This is a genomic window from Curtobacterium sp. MCLR17_059 (assembly GCF_003234665.1).
Lineage (GTDB): Bacteria > Actinomycetota > Actinomycetes > Actinomycetales > Microbacteriaceae > Curtobacterium > Curtobacterium flaccumfaciens.
In genome coordinates this window covers 332,271-349,768 of record NZ_QKSU01000001.1, presented here as the reverse complement: position 1 = coordinate 349,768, position 17,498 = coordinate 332,271, and the positions used below count along the sequence as shown (strand labels likewise).

General features: G+C 68.3%; 15 protein-coding genes and 3 tRNA genes. 8 read left to right on the top strand and 10 right to left on the bottom strand.

What is annotated here, in order from left to right:
• Positions 1–64 precede the first annotated feature (64 nt).
• The 4 genes from gyrA (at position 65) to DEJ12_RS01725 (ending at position 3,403) form a co-directional block, all read left to right on the top strand.
• Positions 65–2,722 carry a DNA gyrase subunit A gene (gene gyrA, locus DEJ12_RS01740; RefSeq protein ID WP_111028835.1) on the top strand — a complete coding sequence of 886 codons (2,658 nt, stop codon included), beginning with the start codon at positions 65–67 and terminating at the stop codon, positions 2,720–2,722.
• Positions 2,715–3,122, top strand: a complete 408-nt coding sequence (locus DEJ12_RS01735) for a DUF3566 domain-containing protein (RefSeq protein WP_027466922.1) — start codon at positions 2,715–2,717, stop codon at positions 3,120–3,122. The genes gyrA and DEJ12_RS01735 overlap by 8 nt, the downstream gene beginning before the upstream one ends.
• 75 nt (positions 3,123–3,197) lie before the next feature.
• A tRNA-Ile gene (locus tag DEJ12_RS01730) sits at positions 3,198–3,274 on the top strand.
• Positions 3,275–3,330: 56 nt separating this feature from the next.
• Positions 3,331–3,403, top strand: a tRNA-Ala gene (locus DEJ12_RS01725).
• A gap of 412 nt (positions 3,404–3,815) precedes the next feature.
• Here the strand turns inward: DEJ12_RS01725 and DEJ12_RS01720 are convergent.
• Positions 3,816–4,391: a hypothetical protein gene (locus DEJ12_RS01720; RefSeq protein WP_051597033.1), complete on the bottom strand. Its 576-nt coding sequence runs from the start codon at positions 4,389–4,391 to the stop codon at positions 3,816–3,818.
• A gap of 115 nt (positions 4,392–4,506) precedes the next feature.
• On the opposite strand from DEJ12_RS01720, the gene DEJ12_RS01715 reads away from it, so the two are divergent.
• Together DEJ12_RS01715 and DEJ12_RS01710 are read left to right on the top strand one after the other, a co-directional pair.
• Positions 4,507–5,046 (top strand): peptidylprolyl isomerase, encoded by a 540-nt coding sequence (locus DEJ12_RS01715; RefSeq protein ID WP_027466924.1) that lies wholly within the window; start codon positions 4,507–4,509, stop codon positions 5,044–5,046.
• A gap of 7 nt (positions 5,047–5,053) precedes the next feature.
• Positions 5,054–5,908 (top strand): rhomboid family intramembrane serine protease, encoded by an 855-nt coding sequence (locus DEJ12_RS01710; RefSeq protein ID WP_111028834.1) that lies wholly within the window; start codon positions 5,054–5,056, stop codon positions 5,906–5,908.
• Positions 5,909–6,257: 349 nt separating this feature from the next.
• Here the strand turns inward: DEJ12_RS01710 and DEJ12_RS01705 are convergent, their stop codons facing one another.
• Positions 6,258–6,512, bottom strand: a complete 255-nt coding sequence (locus DEJ12_RS01705) for a cell division protein CrgA (protein ID WP_071404137.1) — start codon at positions 6,510–6,512, stop codon at positions 6,258–6,260.
• Positions 6,513–6,593: 81 nt separating this feature from the next.
• On the opposite strand from DEJ12_RS01705, the gene DEJ12_RS01700 reads away from it, so the two are divergent.
• The gene (locus DEJ12_RS01700) at positions 6,594–7,238 is read left to right on the top strand and encodes an aminodeoxychorismate/anthranilate synthase component II (RefSeq protein WP_111022494.1); all 645 of its coding nucleotides are present in this window, start codon (positions 6,594–6,596) and stop codon (positions 7,236–7,238) included.
• Positions 7,239–7,510: 272 nt separating this feature from the next.
• On the opposite strand, the gene pknB is transcribed toward DEJ12_RS01700, so the two are convergent.
• From pknB to DEJ12_RS01665, 7 genes are all read right to left on the bottom strand, one after another.
• Positions 7,511–9,346, bottom strand: a complete 1,836-nt coding sequence (gene pknB, locus DEJ12_RS01695; protein ID WP_258370458.1) for a Stk1 family PASTA domain-containing Ser/Thr kinase — start codon at positions 9,344–9,346, stop codon at positions 7,511–7,513.
• A 121-nt stretch (positions 9,347–9,467) separates the two neighbouring features.
• Entirely contained in the window at positions 9,468–11,234 is a 1,767-nt protein-coding gene (locus DEJ12_RS01690; protein ID WP_111028832.1) for a serine/threonine-protein kinase, read from the bottom strand.
• Positions 11,231–12,685 (bottom strand): penicillin-binding protein 2, encoded by a 1,455-nt coding sequence (locus DEJ12_RS01685; protein ID WP_110863675.1) that lies wholly within the window; start codon positions 12,683–12,685, stop codon positions 11,231–11,233. The genes DEJ12_RS01690 and DEJ12_RS01685 overlap by 4 nt, the downstream gene beginning before the upstream one ends.
• Positions 12,682–14,127, bottom strand: a complete 1,446-nt coding sequence (locus DEJ12_RS01680; protein ID WP_111028831.1) for an FtsW/RodA/SpoVE family cell cycle protein — start codon at positions 14,125–14,127, stop codon at positions 12,682–12,684. Before DEJ12_RS01680 ends, DEJ12_RS01685 begins: the two co-directional genes overlap by 4 nt.
• Positions 14,124–15,476: a Stp1/IreP family PP2C-type Ser/Thr phosphatase gene (locus tag DEJ12_RS01675; protein ID WP_071404143.1), complete on the bottom strand. Its 1,353-nt coding sequence runs from the start codon at positions 15,474–15,476 to the stop codon at positions 14,124–14,126. Before DEJ12_RS01675 ends, DEJ12_RS01680 begins: the two co-directional genes overlap by 4 nt.
• Positions 15,477–15,482: 6 nt before the next feature.
• Entirely contained in the window at positions 15,483–16,034 is a 552-nt protein-coding gene (locus DEJ12_RS01670; RefSeq protein WP_071404144.1) for an FHA domain-containing protein, read from the bottom strand.
• Entirely contained in the window at positions 16,031–16,711 is a 681-nt protein-coding gene (locus DEJ12_RS01665) for a DUF3662 and FHA domain-containing protein (protein ID WP_017887797.1), read from the bottom strand. The genes DEJ12_RS01670 and DEJ12_RS01665 overlap by 4 nt, the downstream gene beginning before the upstream one ends.
• Positions 16,712–16,797: 86 nt before the next feature.
• Here DEJ12_RS01665 and DEJ12_RS01660 point away from each other — a divergent pair.
• Positions 16,798–16,884, top strand: a tRNA-Leu gene (locus DEJ12_RS01660).
• An 86-nt stretch (positions 16,885–16,970) separates the two neighbouring features.
• Here the strand turns inward: DEJ12_RS01660 and DEJ12_RS01655 are convergent.
• Positions 16,971–17,450, bottom strand: a complete 480-nt coding sequence (locus DEJ12_RS01655) for a hypothetical protein (protein WP_111028830.1) — start codon at positions 17,448–17,450, stop codon at positions 16,971–16,973.
• Positions 17,451–17,498: the final 48 nt, after the last annotated feature.

Here is a 17,498-nt window from a genome sequence, read left to right as displayed (position 1 = left end):
GTCGCGCCCGGCGCGACCAACGGAACCACAGCCTCCAGGCTGTCCAGAAAGGGAACGAAGCCACATGGCTGACGACAACGAGAACGGCGCCGACGAGCTGCCCGAGATCGTCCACGGCGACAGTGGGGACATCGTCGTCTCCGGTGACCGCATCTCGCAGGTCGACCTGCAGCTCGAGATGCAGCGCTCGTACCTCGACTACGCGATGTCGGTCATCGTCGGTCGTGCCCTGCCGGAGGTCCGCGACGGCCTCAAGCCGGTGCACCGCCGTGTGATCTACGCGATGTTCGACGGCGGCTACCGCCCGGACCGTGCGTTCTCGAAGTGCTCCCGCGTCGTCGGTGACGTCATGGGCCAGTTCCACCCGCACGGTGACTCGGCGATCTACGACGCCCTCGTCCGCCTGGTGCAGCCGTGGTCGCTCCGGTACCCGCTCGCGCTCGGCCAGGGCAACTTCGGTTCGCCGGGCAACGACGGCGCCGCCGCCCCGCGGTACACCGAGACGAAGATGGCGCCGCTCGCGCTCGAGATGGTCCGCGACATCGACGAGGACACCGTCGACTTCCAGGACAACTACGACGGCCGCACCCAGGAGCCGGCGATCCTGCCGGCCCGGTTCCCGAACCTGCTCGTCAACGGCTCGGTCGGCATCGCGGTCGGCATGGCCACGAACATCCCGCCGCACAACCTGCGCGAGGTCGCCGAGGGCGCCAAGTGGGCGCTCGACAACCCCGACGCCACCCGCGAAGAGCTGCTCGCCGCGCTCATGCAGCGCATCAAGGGCCCGGACTTCCCGACCGGTGCACAGGTGCTCGGTACCAAGGGCATCCAGGACGCCTACCGCACCGGCCGTGGTTCGATCACGATGCGTGCCGTCGTCTCGGTGGAGGAGATCCAGGGTCGCACCTGCCTCGTCGTCACCGAGCTGCCGTACCAGGTCAACCCCGACAACCTGGCGATCAAGATCGCGGAGCTGGTCAAGGACGGCAAGCTCGCCGGTGTCGCCGACATCCGTGACGAGACCTCCGGCCGTACCGGGCAGCGCCTGGTCATCGTGCTGAAGCGTGACGCCGTCGCCAAGGTCGTGCTGAACAACCTGTACAAGCACACCCAGCTGCAGGAGAACTTCGGCGCGAACATGCTCGCGATCGTCGACGGGGTGCCCCGCACCCTGCCGCTCGACGGCTTCATCTCGGCGTGGGTCGCCCACCAGGTCGACGTCATCGTCCGCCGCACGCAGTTCCGTCTGCGCGAGGCCGAGAAGCGCGCCCACATCCTGCGTGGCTACCTGGCTGCGCTCGACGCCCTCGACGAGGTCATCGCGCTCATCCGTCGCTCGCCCGACGTCGAAGAGGCCCGCACCGGCCTGATGGACCTGCTGTCCGTCGACGAGATCCAGGCGCGCGCGATCCTCGAGCTGCAGCTCCGTCGTCTCGCCGCCCTCGAGCGTCAGAAGATCCACGACGAGGCCGAGGAGCTCGAGCGCAAGATCGCCGACTTCCAGGACATCCTCGGATCGGAGAGCCGCCAGCGCTCGATCATCCGCGACGAGTTGAGCGAGATCGTCGACCGCTTCGGCGATGACCGCCGTACCGAGATCATGTTCGGCTACGACGGCGACATGTCGATGGAAGACCTGATCCCCGAAGAGGAGATGGTCGTCACCATCACCCGCGGTGGCTACGTCAAGCGCACGCGCAGCGACCAGTACCGCTCGCAGCACCGTGGCGGCCGAGGTGTCCGCGGGGCCCAGCTCCGCGCCGACGACATCGTCGAGCACTTCTTCGTCACGACGACGCACCACTGGCTCCTGTTCCTCACCGACCAGGGCCGGGTCTACCGCGCGAAGGCGTACGAGCTGCAGGAGGCCGGCCGCGACGCGAAGGGCCAGCACGTCGCGAACCTCCTCGCGATGCAGCCCGACGAGCAGATCCAGCAGGTGCTCGACATCCGCGACTACGAGGTGGCGCAGTACCTCGTCCTCGCGACCGAGCACGGTCTGGTGAAGAAGACCGCGCTCACGGAGTACGACACGAACCGCACCGGCGGCATCATCGCGATCAACCTGCGCGACGGTGACAAGCTCCGCCAGGCGCTGCTCGTCGACGAGCACGACGACCTGCTCCTGGTGTCCCGCCAGGGCATGTCGCTCCGGTTCACGGCGACGAATGACACCCTGCGTCCGATGGGTCGCTCGACCTCCGGCGTGAAGGGCATGTCCTTCCGCGACGGCGACTCGCTGCTCGCGGCCCGGGTCGTCTCCGACGACGGCTTCGTCTGGGTGATGACCGAGGGCGGCTACGCCAAGCGCACCGCGGTCGACCAGTACCGGGTGCAGGGCCGTGGTGGTCTGGGCATCAAGGTGGCCAAGTTGGCGCTCGACCGAGGCGATCTTGTGGGCGCTCTCATCGTCGGCGAGGACGACGAGGTGCTCGTCGTGCTGCAATCGGGCAAGGTGGTAAGGTCTGCCGTGGCCGAGGTCCCTGCCAAGGGTCGTGACACGATGGGCGTCGTCTTCGCGAGGTTCGCGGAGAACGACCGGATCATCGCGGTGGCCCGGAACACCGAGCGGAACCTGGACGACCAGGACGACGCCGAGATCGAGCCCGCGGGCCCGGTGGAGACGGTCAGCCCAGCCGAAGCGGCCCCGGATTCCACTGATCCCATCGAAACCGAGCCCGTCGCAGACGAGGCCGGAGAGGACCAGTCAAGCAATGAGTAGTGTCGCCGAGAAGCTCCAGAAGAAGGCGAAGCGACCCGTCGGCACCCGCCAGGTGCGGTTGCGACTGGTCTACGTCGACTTCTGGTCGATGGTGAAGCTGAGCTTCCTCATCGCCCTGGCCGGCAGCATCGTGATCGTGGTCGCCACGGCACTGGTGTGGGTCATCCTCAACCAGACGGGTGTGTTCACCCAGGTCGACGCCCTGTTGAAGGACGTCACCGGGCAGAACAGTTACTCGATCATGGACCAGTTCTCGCTGGGCCAGGTCCTCGGGTTCTCCATCGTCGTGGGCATCCTCAACGTGGTCGTCGGCACCGTGCTCGGCGCCATCGTGAGCGTGCTCTACAACCTCAGTGTGCGGATCACGGGCGGTCTGCTCGTGGGCTTCACGAACAATTGACACACCCGGGCCGGATGGGCCCACTGCTCGATTTCGTTCCGGCGGGATCGTACGGTAGGCTTTCATCCGGTCTGAGGGGCTATAGCTCAGGCGGTTAGAGCGCTTCGCTGATAACGAAGAGGTCCAAGGTTCAAGTCCTTGTAGCCCCACCAGTTCTCCGGAACAGCACGACAATTTCATCCCGCCGCCGATCACCTCGGTGGCACTCGGGGCCTTAGCTCAGTTGGTAGAGCGCCTGCTTTGCAAGCAGGATGTCGGGAGTTCGATTCTCCCAGGCTCCACTCGCATCAGCCCCTGGTTGCCGACTCCGTCGTCTTCCCAGGGGCTTCGTTCTGTGCCCATGCGCGCCGCCGCCCCTGCGGCGCGATCGTCGTGGGCGGCTCGGTCGGCCAATCTGCTTGCGGCCGGCATCGTCTTTGAGTGGTCGCGACATGCCGTGTGCGGTTCGCCGAGGTGGTTGGAAGTGTCGTCTGCGCGTCCTCCGGACGACAGGTTGTGACCTTTCGGCGGCGTCCCCGGGGCGTTTCGCGTGAGCGCATGGCGGACAGGAGGCGCGGGGCCAGGCCGGTGCGGGCCTCCAGGTCCGTGGGTGGGCGGGCTCAGAGCAGGCGGCCGGCCGGTGCACGGATCACGTGCCCGGAGAACGACGAAGGGCCCCGGCAGCTGCCGGGGCCCTTCGTACGAACCGGGAGGTCAGGCGGCGGGCTTCTCCGCCGTGTCAGCGTCGTCGGCGACCCACAGGTCGTCGTCGGCGCGGAGCGTCTGGTACGCGGCGTACGCAGCACCGGCGACGGCGACGACGCCGACGATGATGAGTGCGACTCCGCCGAAGCCGAGACCCTTCTTCTGCTGCGACGGGACGTACTTCGCGGCAGCCTTCTTCGCGCTCTTGCTCTTCTTCTGCGCGTTCTTCACGATCTTCTTGACCCGGGGGTCCTTCGCGAGGTCGGTCACGCTCAGCACCGAGCCAGCGGTCGAGACGAGTCCGGGGACCACCTCGGACTGGAACTTGTGCGAAGCGCTCTGCGCTGCCGAGGTGGCAGCGTGCACGCCAGTGGCGAACGCGGGACGGATCCCGTTGTCGATCGCGTTCTGCACGCGGGGTGCGATATCCTTGCGAGCTGCGTCCGCGGCGTTCGACCGGGCCTCAGCCAGGATCGCGTTCGCGTGCTCGAGGACCTTGCGCTGCTCGCCGAGGAGCGAGGCGGTCTGGCCCTTGAGCTTCTTGATCTGCTTCCGACGCTTTCGCGGGATCTCGATCGTCGTCATCTGGTACCTCCATCGGATCGGCGTGACCCCATCCTGCCACCACACTGCCTGACAGGTCACGGAACCGCAGCTGTGCAATCCGTCCGCGGTCAGGAGTACATGCGAGAATCGGAACATGTCTCTGCACACCGCTGTCGCAACGATCCACACCAACAAGGGCGACATCCGCGTCAACCTGTTCGGCAACCACGCACCGAAGACCGTCAAGAACTTCGTCGACCTCGCCACGGGCCAGCAGGAGTGGACGCACCCCGGCACGGGCAAGGTCTCGACCGACAAGCTCTACGACGGCGTGATCTTCCACCGCATCATCAAGGACTTCATGATCCAGGGCGGCGACCCGCTCGGCCAGGGCATCGGTGGCCCCGGGTACCGCTTCGACGACGAGATCTCCCCGGAGCTCACGTTCCAGAACCCCTACATCTTCGCCATGGCGAACGCCGGCATCCAGGGCGGCCGCGGCACCAACGGCTCGCAGTTCTTCATCACCACGGTGGCGACGCCGTGGCTGCAGGGCAAGCACACCATCTTCGGTGAGGTCGCCGACGACGAGTCCCGCGCGGTCGTCGACGCGATCGAGGGCGTCCCGACCGACGGTCGTGACAAGCCCGTCGAGGACGTCGTCATCCAGAGCATCGACGTCGAAGGCGTCTGACCCGCACGTGACCGACCAGGCGTACAACCCGAACAACACCTGCTACCGGCATCCGGACCGGCAGAGCTTCGTGCTCTGCCAGCGCTGTGGGCGGACGATCTGCCCGGAGTGCCAGACGCCGGCGGCGGTCGGGGTGCACTGCCCGGAGTGCGTGCGTGAACAGCGAGCACAGTTCGCAGCGAACCGCCGAGCGTCCGGAGCCCCCAGTGGGTTCACGGTCGCTCGGCGGCGCTTCGCCATGCTCGACCAGAAGGGCACGACCGTCATCGTGGCGATCACGGTGGCGATCTGGTTGCTCGACCAGGTCAGCGGGCGGTTCTTCACGAGCTTGCTCGCCTACAACTCGTTCCTGCTGCCGACGCAGCCCTGGCGTGTGGTGACCTCGCTGTTCGTGCACTCGGGCATCTTCCACATCCTGTTCAACATGTGGGCGCTCTGGATCTTCGGTCGGATGCTCGAGAACATGCTCGGCACCTGGCGGTTCGTGGCGCTGTACTTCATCACGGGGATCTTCGGGTCCATGCTCGTCACCTTCCTGGCGCCGGGGACGACCGTGCTGGGTGCTTCGGGTGCCATCTTCGGGCTGTTCGCCGCGTTCTTCGTGCTGCAGCGCAGCCTGGGGAACAACGCCGTGCAGCTCCTCGTGCTCATGGGGCTGAACCTGGTCATCGGGTTCCTGCCCGGCGTCAACATCTCGTGGCAGGCGCACGTCGGCGGGATCATCGGCGGCTTCCTGATGGGCTTCGTCTTCGCACAGACGCGCAACATCCGGAAGCGTCCGCTGCAGATCGCGCTGATCATCGGCGCGGCGGTGCTCGGCATCGCGCTCACCGCTGTGGGGTACGCGGTCACGATCGGCTGACACCGCCACAACGTTTCCCGAACGCCCCGTCGCACTGCGGCGGGGCGTTCGTCGTTCCCAGGGCTGCCCGCGTCCTGCTCATCCACAGCTGTCCACAGCGGCACTGGGAGTTATCCACAGGTGTGGAGAAGTCGGTGAGTTACACCAGTGTGATTATCCCCACTGTGGAATCGATTGTGGATAACTCCGGGGTCGGGGTGTGGATGACGGTGTGGAGAGTGGGGAAAAGTGTGGAGAACGGCCGGATCCTCGAGGATGTGCGTTCCCGGAACCCTCGAGCTTGTGGAGAACGACGACGCCCGCCGCACCTTGCGGTGCGACGGGCGTCGGGAGAACAGCGGGCTGGGTGTCAGCGCCACCGGGTGGTCATGAGGAAGCCGACGAACATGATGCCGAAGCCGACGACGATGTTCCACGAGCCGAGGCTCGGAACCGGCAGCGTGGCGTTCGAGATGTAGAAGACGATCACCCACACCAGACCGATGAGCATGAAGCCGAACATGACCGGCTTGAACCACACCGGGTTCGGGGCGTCCCCCGCGGTGTCGACCGAGTCAGCTCGGGTCGTCCGGGCGGGCTTGGTGCGGTCCTTGTCCTTGGCCATGGCCGGTATCCTACCGTGACCACGTGTGTGGATCGGCCCGCGGACCGCCGCACACATCCCCCACGAGTACGGTGAACCGCCATGACCAGGATCCTCGTCGTCGACAACTACGACAGCTTCGTCTACACGCTCAACGGGTACGTGCAGCAGCTCGGCGCTGAGACCGACGTCGTGCGCAACGATGCCTTCCCCGAGTCCGAGATCGCCGACCGCATCGCGGAGTACGACGGCGTGCTCCTGTCGCCCGGTCCGGGAACACCGGCGGCTGCCGGCGTCTCGATCCCCACGGTGCACGCGGCCATCGCTGCCGAGACCCCGCTGCTCGGCGTCTGCCTGGGACACCAGGCCATCGCGGAGGCGCTCGGCGCCACGGTCACGCACGCCGAGGAGCTCATGCACGGCAAGACCTCCGAGGTCGACCACGACGACAGCGCGCTCTTCGCCGGCGTCCCGCACCCCTTCACGGCCACGCGGTACCACTCGCTCGCGATCGTCGACGGCACCGTCCCCGACGAGCTCACCGTGACCGCGCGGACCGAGGGCGGGGTCATCATGGGCGTGCAGCACCGCGCGCACCCCGTGTTCGGCGTGCAGTTCCACCCGGAGTCGGTCCTGACCGAGGGCGGGTACCGCATGGTCGGCAACTGGCTCGAGACCACCGGGCTGTCCGGCGCAGCTGAGCGCGCCGCCGACCTCGGGCCGCTCATCGCGACGCACCGCGCCTGACGAACGTTCCGTGGCGGCAGACGCCGTCGTGTCATCGAGACGCCGCCGGATCCGGCGGCGTCTCGTCCGTTCGGGGGCGTCTTGCTGACACGACGGCGTCTCGCGGGCACTGGATCGAACCATCTGCGTGACGTGCGGTCGGTTGCGGGCGGGCGCCGTGCCTCCAGGCCGTCAGGAGCGGAGGCGACGAGCAAACGTGCCTGTGGGCACGGAGGACGGACGGGAGGCCCGTCACCCGTCCGTCAGGACGGTCGCGTCAGGAGACGGTCGGCTCAGCGGCCGTCGTCGCCCTGGTCGTCACCGCGATCGTTGTTCCCGCTGCTGCCGCCGCTGTCGTTGTTGTCGTTGTTGTCGTTGTTCGACGACGGTGCCTTCGGCGGCGCCGCGGCTCGTGCGCAGTAGGTGAGCGTGACGGCACTGCCCTGGGCGACGTCACCGGCAGGGGTGTCCTGCTGGGTCACGAGTCCGCCGGTGCACGAGTAGGACGGCGCCGGGTTCACGGTGAGCCCGAGCTGCTCGACGGTGGCCTTCGCCGCCGAGTACTGCTGCTGCGTGACGTCGGGCAGCTGCACCTTGCCGTTGGAGATCGTGAGGTTGATCACGATGCCCTTGGTGTGCAGGGAACCCGACTCGGGGTCGGAGCTCAGCACGGTGCCCTCGGGGACGTCGGCCGAGTAGTCGCTCGAGATCGCGCCGAGACGGAATCCGGCGTCGTCGAGGGACTGTTGCGCTGCCGCTTGCGACTGCCCGTTGAGTTCGGGCACGGGGACGCGTTCCGGCCCGAGGGAGACCACGACGTTGACGTTCTGGTTGCGCCCGACGTTCACCCCGGAGCCCGGGTCCGTCCGGATGACCGTGCCCTTGTCGACGCTGTCGGAGTTCTCCTCGACCTTGACGGGCTTGAGGTCCTTCTTGTCGAGGGCGCTGGCCGCGGCGCTGTAGGTCGACCCCGCCACGTTGGGCACGCTGACCGAGGACGACACCGGCGGCTTGCCCGGCTGCAGGTTGGCGACGAAGAACACCACGGCGACGATGACCGCGACGGTGAGCAGGATGCCGACCCAGATCCACGCGACCGGAGGTCTGTTCTGGGTGCGCTGGGGTCGGTGCTCGGCGGTGTCGTCGTCGAGTTCGCGGAACGCCGATGCGGCGTTGGTCGTCGTGCGGGGGTCGACGCCGAAGAGCACGGTCGAGGCGTCGTTCGCCGCGTTCTGCTGCTGCTTCTTCGTCGACGCGGGCACCCGGCCGGCTGCGGCCTGCTGCAGGTCCGAGCGGAACTCGGCCGCGTTCTGGAACCGGCGCGTGCGGTCCTTGACCAGGGCGTGGAGAGTCACGGCGTCGAGGGCCGGTGACACGTCGGGCGAGATCGTCGACGGTGCGACCGGCTGCTCGCTGACGTGCTGGTACGCGACCGCCACCGGGGTGTCCCCGAGGAACGGAGCGCGACCGGTGAGGAGCTCGAAGAGCACGACGCCGGTGGAGTAGAGGTCGGTGCGGGCGTCGACGGTCTCGCCGCGGGCCTGCTCCGGTGAGAAGTACGAGGCGGTGCCGAGGATCGACGTGGTCTGCGCGACCGTCGCCGAGGTGTCGGTGATGGCCCGGGCGATGCCGAAGTCCATGACCTTGACCTGGCCGGTGTGGGTGACCATGACGTTGGCGGGCTTGATGTCGCGGTGGACAACGCCCGCACGGTGCGAGTACTCGAGCGCGGTGAGGATGCCCTCGGTGATGCGCACGGCTTCGTCCGGGGCGACGGCGCCCTCCGCGATGATGTCGGAGAGCGGACGGCCCTCGACGTACTCCATGACGATGAAGGGGACCTGCACCTCGGCGCCCGACGGCTCGGACACCGTCTCTTCGCCGGCGTCGTACACGCGGACGACGGTGGGGTGCGCCATGCGTGCAGCGGCCTGGGCTTCCTGCCGGAACCGCGTGCGGAAGGCCGGGTCGTTGGCGAGGCTCGGCTTGAGGAGCTTCACCGCGACCTTGCGGCCGAGGCGGGTGTCGTTGCCGAGGTGCACGGTCGCCATGCCACCCCGACCGATGACGTCACCGATCTCGTAGCGATTGGCGAGGAGCGTGATCCCCGCGGTCACACCTTCTGGCACGTACTCCTCCGTCTGTTCGTCCGGGCTAGTGTACGGCAGCACCACCTGGTGAGACGCTGGTCAGGGAGGGGTCGACCGAACCGTTACCGAACGGTGTCGACAGTCCCCGTCCGGGGGTCGTTCACAGGTCGTCTTGCGGGGTCTCGGTGGGGTTGATCCCGTCGTCCGGGTTGGTCGTCTCCTGGTCCGTGGGCTCGGTCCACTCGACCTGCGCGCCCGGCGAGGACGCGGAGACCACCGAGGAATCGGACTGCGGCGACTTGCAGGTCACCTTGTACGACAGGGTCACCTTGCCGTACTGGGCGCCGGCGACGGTCACCGCGGTACCGGAGGTGGAGCCGGAGCTGCTGCCGTTCGAGGGGACGGTGCCGTTGTCGATCGTGTACGTGTAGCTGACGTCCGAGTACCCGGCGGGGCAGCTCGTGTACGCGGGCCAGCTGAAGGTCACACGACCGGACTCGCTGACGGTCCCGCCGGTGGCACGCTCGGGCGCCGCTGCGGTCAGCACGTCGCCGAACGCCTTGACGGTGACGAGGGTGCCGGGGGCCAGGCTGCCCTCGGGGCTGAGCGACTCGACGGTGCCGACCTGGTCGGACGACGTGGCGTTCGACCCTGCGACGACCTCGGCCTGCAGGCCCCGGGCGCGGAGCTGGTTCGCGACCTGCTCGGCGTTCTGCCCCTGGTATTCCGCCGCCGAGACCGTGACGCGGGTCTCGGTCGGTTCGGGGGACGGGGTCTGCGTGGGCGTGCGGGTCGGCTTCGGCGCGCTCGAGGACTTCGTGGGCTCGGGTTCCGGGGCGTTGTTCGCGTTCAGGGCGTACGCGGCGCCGGCGGCGATGGCGAGCACGACGATGATGCCGACGACCCACCAGATCCAGGCGCGCTTCTTCTTCGGTTCCTCGGGCTCGTCGGAGACGGGCGAGCGGGGGGTGCCCGGTCCGCCGGCCATCGCTCCGGCCTGGGTACCGAGGAGTGCGGTCGCGGCGTCGTTCCCCTGGCCCTGGGGCGGGTTGAACGCGACGGTGCCGTTCTGCGCGATCGCGGGGACGGCCACGGTGGCTGCGGCGACGTCACCACGACGGAGCGCCTGTGCGGCGCGTGCGAGGTTCGCGGCCGTCGCGGGACGGTCGGCCGGCTTCTTCGCGATGCACGAGATGACCAGGGCCGAGACCGGCTCGGGGATGTCCCCGGGCAGCGGCGGCGGCTGCTCGTTGATGTGCGCCATCGCGATCGCGACCTGCGACTCACCGGTGAACGGACGACGACCCGCCAGGGCCTCGTACGCGACGATGCCGAGCGAGTAGATGTCGGTCGACGGCGAGGCGGGGTGGCCGCTCGCCTGCTCGGGCGACAGGTACTGCACCGTGCCCATCACCTGACCGGTCGCGGTGAGCGGGACCTGGTCAGCGATGCGGGCGATGCCGAAGTCGGTGATCTTGACGCGGCCGTCGGGCGTGATGAGCAGGTTGCCGGGCTTGATGTCGCGGTGCACCAGGCCGACCGCGTGTGCGGCCTGCAGGGCGTTCGCGGTCTGCGCGACGATGTCGAGCACCTTGTCGACCGGGAGCGTGTGCTCGCGCTCGATCATGGTCGACAGGGCTTCGCCGGGGACGAGCTCCATCACGAGGTAGGCGCTGCCGTCCTCCTCGCCGTAGTCGAAGACGTTGGCGATGCCCTCGTGGTTGACGAGGGCGGCGTGCCGGGCCTCGGCGCGGAAGCGCTCGAGGAAGCCGGGGTCACCGAGGTACTCGTCCTTGAGGATCTTGAGTGCGACGGTTCGGCCGATGACGAGGTCGGTCGCCTGCCACACTTCGCCCATGCCGCCGATGGCGACCCGGGAGGAGAGCTGGTACCGCCCACCGAAGGTGAGTCCGCTGGTGGGTCTCATTTGTTCAGCACCGCCTCCATGACTTTCTTCGCGACCGGGGCCGCGACCGTGTTGCCGACTCCGGACTGCCCGAGCCCGCCGCCGTTGCCGACGACGACCGCGACGGCCACCTCCGGGTCCTTGGCGGGGGCGAACCCCGTGAACCAGAGCGTGTAGGGATCGCCGGTGCCACCTTCGGCCGTGCCGGTCTTGCCGGCGACGTCGACACCGTCGATCTTGGCATTGGTACCGGTCCCCGCGCTCACGACGCTCTGCATGGCCTCGGTGAGGTCAGCGGACTCGGAGGACGACAGCGGATCACTGTACTGCTTCGGGGAGAAGGACTCGACCGTCTTCAGGTCGCTCGTGGTGATCGAGTCGACGAGTGAGGGCTGCATGACCTTGCCGCCGTTCGCGATCCCGGCCGACACCATCGCCATCTGCAGCGGGGAGACCCGGACGCTCGCCTGGCCGAAGGCGCTCAGCATGAGCTGGGCCGTCGAGTCGACGTCGGGGTACTGGCTGGCGGTCGCCGCCATCGGGATCTCGATCGCGTCGCCGAAGCCGTACTTGTCGGCCATGCTCTTGATCGCGTCGTACCCGAGCTTCTGGCCGAGTTCGGCGAAGGGGATGTTGCACGAGTACTGGATCGCCGTGCGGAGCTTGACCTTGTCGCCGCCGCCGCAGGTGCCGCCCTCGGCGTTGTTGATGTACGAGCTCGTGCCCGGCAGCTGCAGTCGCGACGGGTTCGGGAACGTGGAGTCGAGGTTGTACTTGCCGCCCTCGAGTGCCGCCGAGGCCACCACGAGCTTGAACACCGATCCGGGGGTGTACAGGTCGCCGCCGATGGCACGGTTCTGCAGCGGGGCGGTGTCGGCCCCGAGCAGCGCGTCGTACTGCCGCTTGACCTCGGCCGTGTCGTGCGAGGTGAGCGAGTTCGGGTCGTAGCTCGGCTTCGACACCATCGCGAGGATCTTGCCGGTCTTCGGCTGGATCGCGACGACGGCGCCGCTGTTGGTGCCGAGTGCGTCGTACGCGGCCTGCTGCACGTCCGGGTCGATGGTCAGGTTGACGTTGTCGCCCTGGACGTCCTGGCCGGTGAGGATCGAGTTGAGGTTCTGGAAGAACGAGGCGTCCGAGTTGCCCGAGAGCACGGTGTTCTCCGCGCTCTCGATGCCGGTGTTGCCCTGCCCGATCGTGAAGTACCCGGTGACCGCGGAGTACAGGTCGCCGTTCGTGTACTTGCGCTGGTACTGGTACTGGTCGTCCACCGGGGTCGACTCGGCGATCGGGCTGCCGTCGACGAGGATCGCGCCACGCTTGGTGGAGTAACTGTCCAAGATGGTTCGGGAGTTCCGGGAGTCGGCGCGCAACGAGTCGGCCGCGAAGAACTGGATCGACGTCGTCGACACGAAGAGTGCGACGAACATGAGCACGATGACGGTCGAGACACCGCGGAGCTGTCGGTTCATCGACGACGCTCCTTCCTGGTCGCGCGCGCAGACCGCCCGCTCGCGGCGGGGATCGCGCCCTGCTGGACGCGTTGTTCGGCTGGGATGGAATCGGTGAGTCGCAGCAGCATCGCGGCGATGATCCAGTTGGCGATGAGCGAGGAACCACCGGCGGCCATGAACGGCGTGGTCAGACCGGTCACCGGGATGATCCGGGTGATGCCGCCGACGACGACGAACACCTGCAGGGCGATGATGAAGCCGAAGCCGACCCCGAGCAGCTTGCCGAAGTCGTCCTGCGCCATGAACCCGACGCGGATGCCACGCGAGGCGAACACGATGAAGAGGGCGAGGATCGCGAAGACGCCGATCAGGCCGAGCTCTTCACCGAGCGACGCGACGATGTAGTCGGCGTTGGCGACCGGCGTGATGTACGGCCGTCCCTGCCCGAGCCCCGTGCCGGTGATCCCGCCGTTCGCGAAGCCGAACAGGCCCTGCACGAGCTGGTAGCTCGCCTGGGTGTCGCGGCTGAAGACCTCTTGGTTGAACGGGTCGAGCCACTGTTCGAAGCGACCGCGGACGTACTCCAGGACGCTCTGCGCGACGAGGGCGCCACCGATGAACAGCGTGAGACCGATCGCGACCCAGCTGATCCGTGCCGTGGCCACGTAGATCATCACCAGGAACAGGCCGAAGTAGAGCAGGGCGGTGCCGAGGTCGCGCTGGAACACCAGGACGGCCATCGCGGCGCCCCACATGACCAGGATCGGGCCGAGGTCACGGGCACGCGGGAACGTCATGCCGAGGAACTTCTTGCCGACGATCGACAGCGAGTCGCGGGCGGTGACGAGGTACCCGGCGAAGAACAGCGCCATGGTGATCTTCGCGAGCTCACCGGGCTGGAACGAGAACGGGCCGATCTTGATCCAGACCCGCGCGCCACCGATGTTCGTGCCGATCCCCGGCAGCATCGGCAGGAGCAGCAGGACGATCGTGAGCGCCATGAAGATGTACCGGTACCGCTGCAGGAACCGGTGGTTCCGGACGGCGACGAGCGTGATGATCCCCAGGACCATCGCGAGCATCGTCCAGACGATCTGCTTCACGCCGATGGCGTCCCAGCCGGACAAGCCGTTGTGGACGTCGATGCGGTAGATCTCGGCGATGCCGATGCCGTTCAGGACGAGCGCGATCGGCAGGATGAACGGGTCGGCGTTCTTGGCGACGACCCGCAGCACCACGTGCATGACCAGCGCGAGGCCGAGGATGCCGCCGCCGACCCAGAGCACCGACTGGTCGAACAGCCGGCCCTTGGTGCCGAGCTGCACGAGCACCATCGCACCCGCGCAGATGCCGCACGCGATGACGAGCAGGAAGAGCTCGAGGTTCCGCGCGCGAGCGGGCTCCCGGAGCTTGATCGTGATCGCCTGGGTGAAGGACTGGGCGGCCGTGGCGTTGCTCATCGCGGGCTCCGCGTGGGGCTCGGCGACGGCGATCGGGTCGGCGAGGGCGACGGGGACGAGCTGGCGTCGCCGTCCCCACCGGTGCCGGCCTGGTCCTCACCGGTCGCGGCGGCCTTGCGCAGGCGCTCGACGATGTCACGGGCGTCGGAGAGCGACTGCGCGTTGATCGTCGAGCGGACGTTCTCGCGGGTGTAGTCCGGCAGCGACGAGACCGTGATGTCGCTGTCCTCGTACACGTCCGACAGCGCCAACGGCCCGATCGACTGCTGCACGCCCTTGTAGATCGCGACGGTGCCCCGGTCGGTGCCGACGTAGTAGTGGTCCTGCGTGATCCGCCAGCCGACGAACACCGCGCCGACGAGCACGGCGACGGCGACCACGAGCGCGACGGTCCAGGACACCCGACGACGGATGCGGCGTCGGCGGTCCTCGGCGATGAGCTCGGCGAAGAACTGGTCGGACTCGGGCTCGAAGTGCGAGTCCTCGGGGGCGGTGGTGACCTTGAGCGGGTGCAGCAGGATCGTGGGGAGGCGGATCGGCTTGCGGCCGGTCGACGCCTCGAAGGTGAGCGGTGCCGCGGCGGAGCCGACCGTGGTGGCCGCGTCGTCGTCGTCCTCGGGTTCGGTGTCCGTGACGTCCATCACCACGACGGTGACGTTGTCGGGGGCGCCGTGGTCGAGCGTCTCCTTCACCAGGCGCTGCGTGACCTGGTTGGCGTCCATGTTCGAGGCCAGGGCGTGGCGGATGCGCTCTTCGGCGAGGTACGAGGACAGGCCGTCGGAGCAGAGCAGCCAGCGGTCGCCCGGCTGGATGTCCATGATCGCCGTGTCGACCTCGGGTGCCGCATCGACGTCACCCAGAACGCGCATCAGCACGGAGCGACGCGGGTGGACCGCGGCTTCCTCCGGCGTGATCCGGCCGCTGTCGACCAGCCGCTGGACGAAGGTGTGGTCGGACGTGATCTGCTGCAGCTCGCCGTCGCGGTGACGGTAGATGCGGGAGTCGCCGATGTGCGCGATCGCGATCTGCTCGCCGACGCGGATCATCGCGGACACCGTGGTGCCCATGCCGGTGAGCTCCTGGTGCTCGAACACGGTCTCGGTGATCAGCTGGTTCGCCGCGATGAGCGCCGACTGCAGCGCGAACTCGGCGTCGTGCGCCGACGGGAACTCGCGGTCGACCTCGCGGATGCGTCGGATCGCGATCGCCGAGGCGACGTCACCGCCGGCGTGGCCGCCCATGCCGTCCGCCACCGCGAACAGGTGCGCCCCGGCGTAGCCGGAGTCCTGGTTGTTTGCGCGGATGCGCCCCACGTGGGACACAGCGGCGCTCAGCGTGCGAGCGGTCATGCCGGCTTACCGCCGCAGCTCGAACGTCGTCGTCCCGATCGTGATGGGCGTGCCCTCTGCCACGAGGACGGGAGCGCTCACCTTCTGACCGTTGACGAAGGTGCCGTTCGTGGACTCGAGGTCGGTGAGGAGCCAGCCGTCGGCGCGGAGGTCGAGGCGGGCGTGGTTGGTCGAGGTGTAGTCGTCACGGATCACGACGTTCGACTCGCTCGAACGCCCGATCGTGATGGGGCCGCCACCCAGCGGCATCTCCATGCCCTCGCGCGCACCCTCGGTGATGACGAGTCGGGCCGCGGCCGGCGAGGCGGGCCGTTGCCCACTGCTCGGTTGACCGATCACGTCGGTGAAGGCACCGCTCGAGGCGGGCCCGGGGGCCGCCGCAGCGGGGACGGTGGGGGTGCTGGGCCCGGACGGCGCCGACTTGGGATCGGTCGGGATCGTGCGGACGCGCTGGCCGAAGAGATCGCTGCGCAGGGCGAACACGATCACGAAGACGAACAGCCAGAGCACCGCGAGGAACGCGAAGCGCAGGACGAGCAGGGTCAGGCCTGTGGTCATCGAGCACCTCCGTCGTTCTCTGGGATCACCCGGAACACCATACGGGTACGACCGATCTCGATGGTGGAGTCCGGCTCAACGATCGCCTGCTGGAAGTGCTGACCGTTCAGTTTCGAGCCGTTCGTGGAGCCGAGATCGGTGGCCTGGGCGTGCTTGCCGTCCCACAGCACCTCGACGTGCTTCCGGCTCGTCCCGGTGTCCGCGATGGTGATGTCCGCGTCGCTGCCGCGCCCGATCACCGTGCGCCCGCGGTGCAGTCGGTGTCGCTGCGAGCCGATGTCGAGCACCGGGATCCAGGCCACGTCGCGCTGCACGGTGGTGGAGTCGACCTGCAGGATGCCCGTCGAGAGCGTGCCGTCCTGCTGGAGCCGGATGGTGACCGGGCCGGAGAACGAGTAGTTCTGCGCGACGGCGTGTTGGTGCACCATCTGGGTCAGTTCGTCGATGAGCGGGCGACCGACGTCGTTCATGCGCGTGCAGTCGGGCGGTGCCAGGCGCACGGTGAACTCGTTCGGCACGAGGATGCGTTCACGGGAGACCACCGCGGCCTTCGTGTCGAGCTCGCGCCGCAGGGCGCTCGAGATCTCGACGGGCTGCACCCCGGAGCGGAAGGTCTTCGCGAACGCGCCGTTGACGGCGCGTTCCAACCCTCGCTCGAAGTTGTCCAGCAGGCCCATGCGTCTCCCGTGTCGTCGGTCGTCAACCACTGCATGGTAGTGGTTGGCGTTGACACCCGTCTGTGCGTGGTAGTGTTTCGGGGCTGGCGCGAGTGGCGGAATTGGTAGACGCGCACGGTTCAGGTCCGTGTGCTGGAAACGGCGTGGGGGTTCAAGTCCCCCCTCGCGCACCAGGCGAAAACAGGAAAGGCCCCGGAGGAATCCGGGGCCTTTCCTGTTTCTCGGGCCGGGCCGGGGACGGCCGTCGACGCGTCCGGCCTCAGCCCCGGTCGGCGTCCGTCGTGTGGTCGGCATCCGGCCTGGAGGCACGGCTCGGCCCCGACACGCCGGTCCCGTCGAACCCGTGGTCGGCTCTCCGGGCCTGCTGCGGGTCGAAGAACGGGCGCGCGCTGGGCAGGAACAGCAGGACCGCGGCGACGACCGACAGCGCGATCGTCAGGACCGCGAGTTCGCCGCCGGTGACGCTCAGGAGCGCGCGGAAGGCCGCGACGACGACGAGCACGATGCGCGCGACGCGGGAGCCCGCGGCCATCCGGAACACCGCCCACGTCACCAGGGCCCAGAGCACCAGGGCGACGATCCCGGCGAGGACCGGCGCCTGGCCGACCGCCGCGTCCGTCGCGAAGAACTGGAGCACCGTGGCGGCGACGCAGGCTGCCACCCACACCAACCACAGCACGAAGGACACGGTGACCACCTGCGGCCGGTCCGGTCGTCGGAGGATGAACGTCCTGGTCATGCTGCACCGCCCTCTGCCGCTCCCTGGTGCGGCACGTCGAGCGTACCG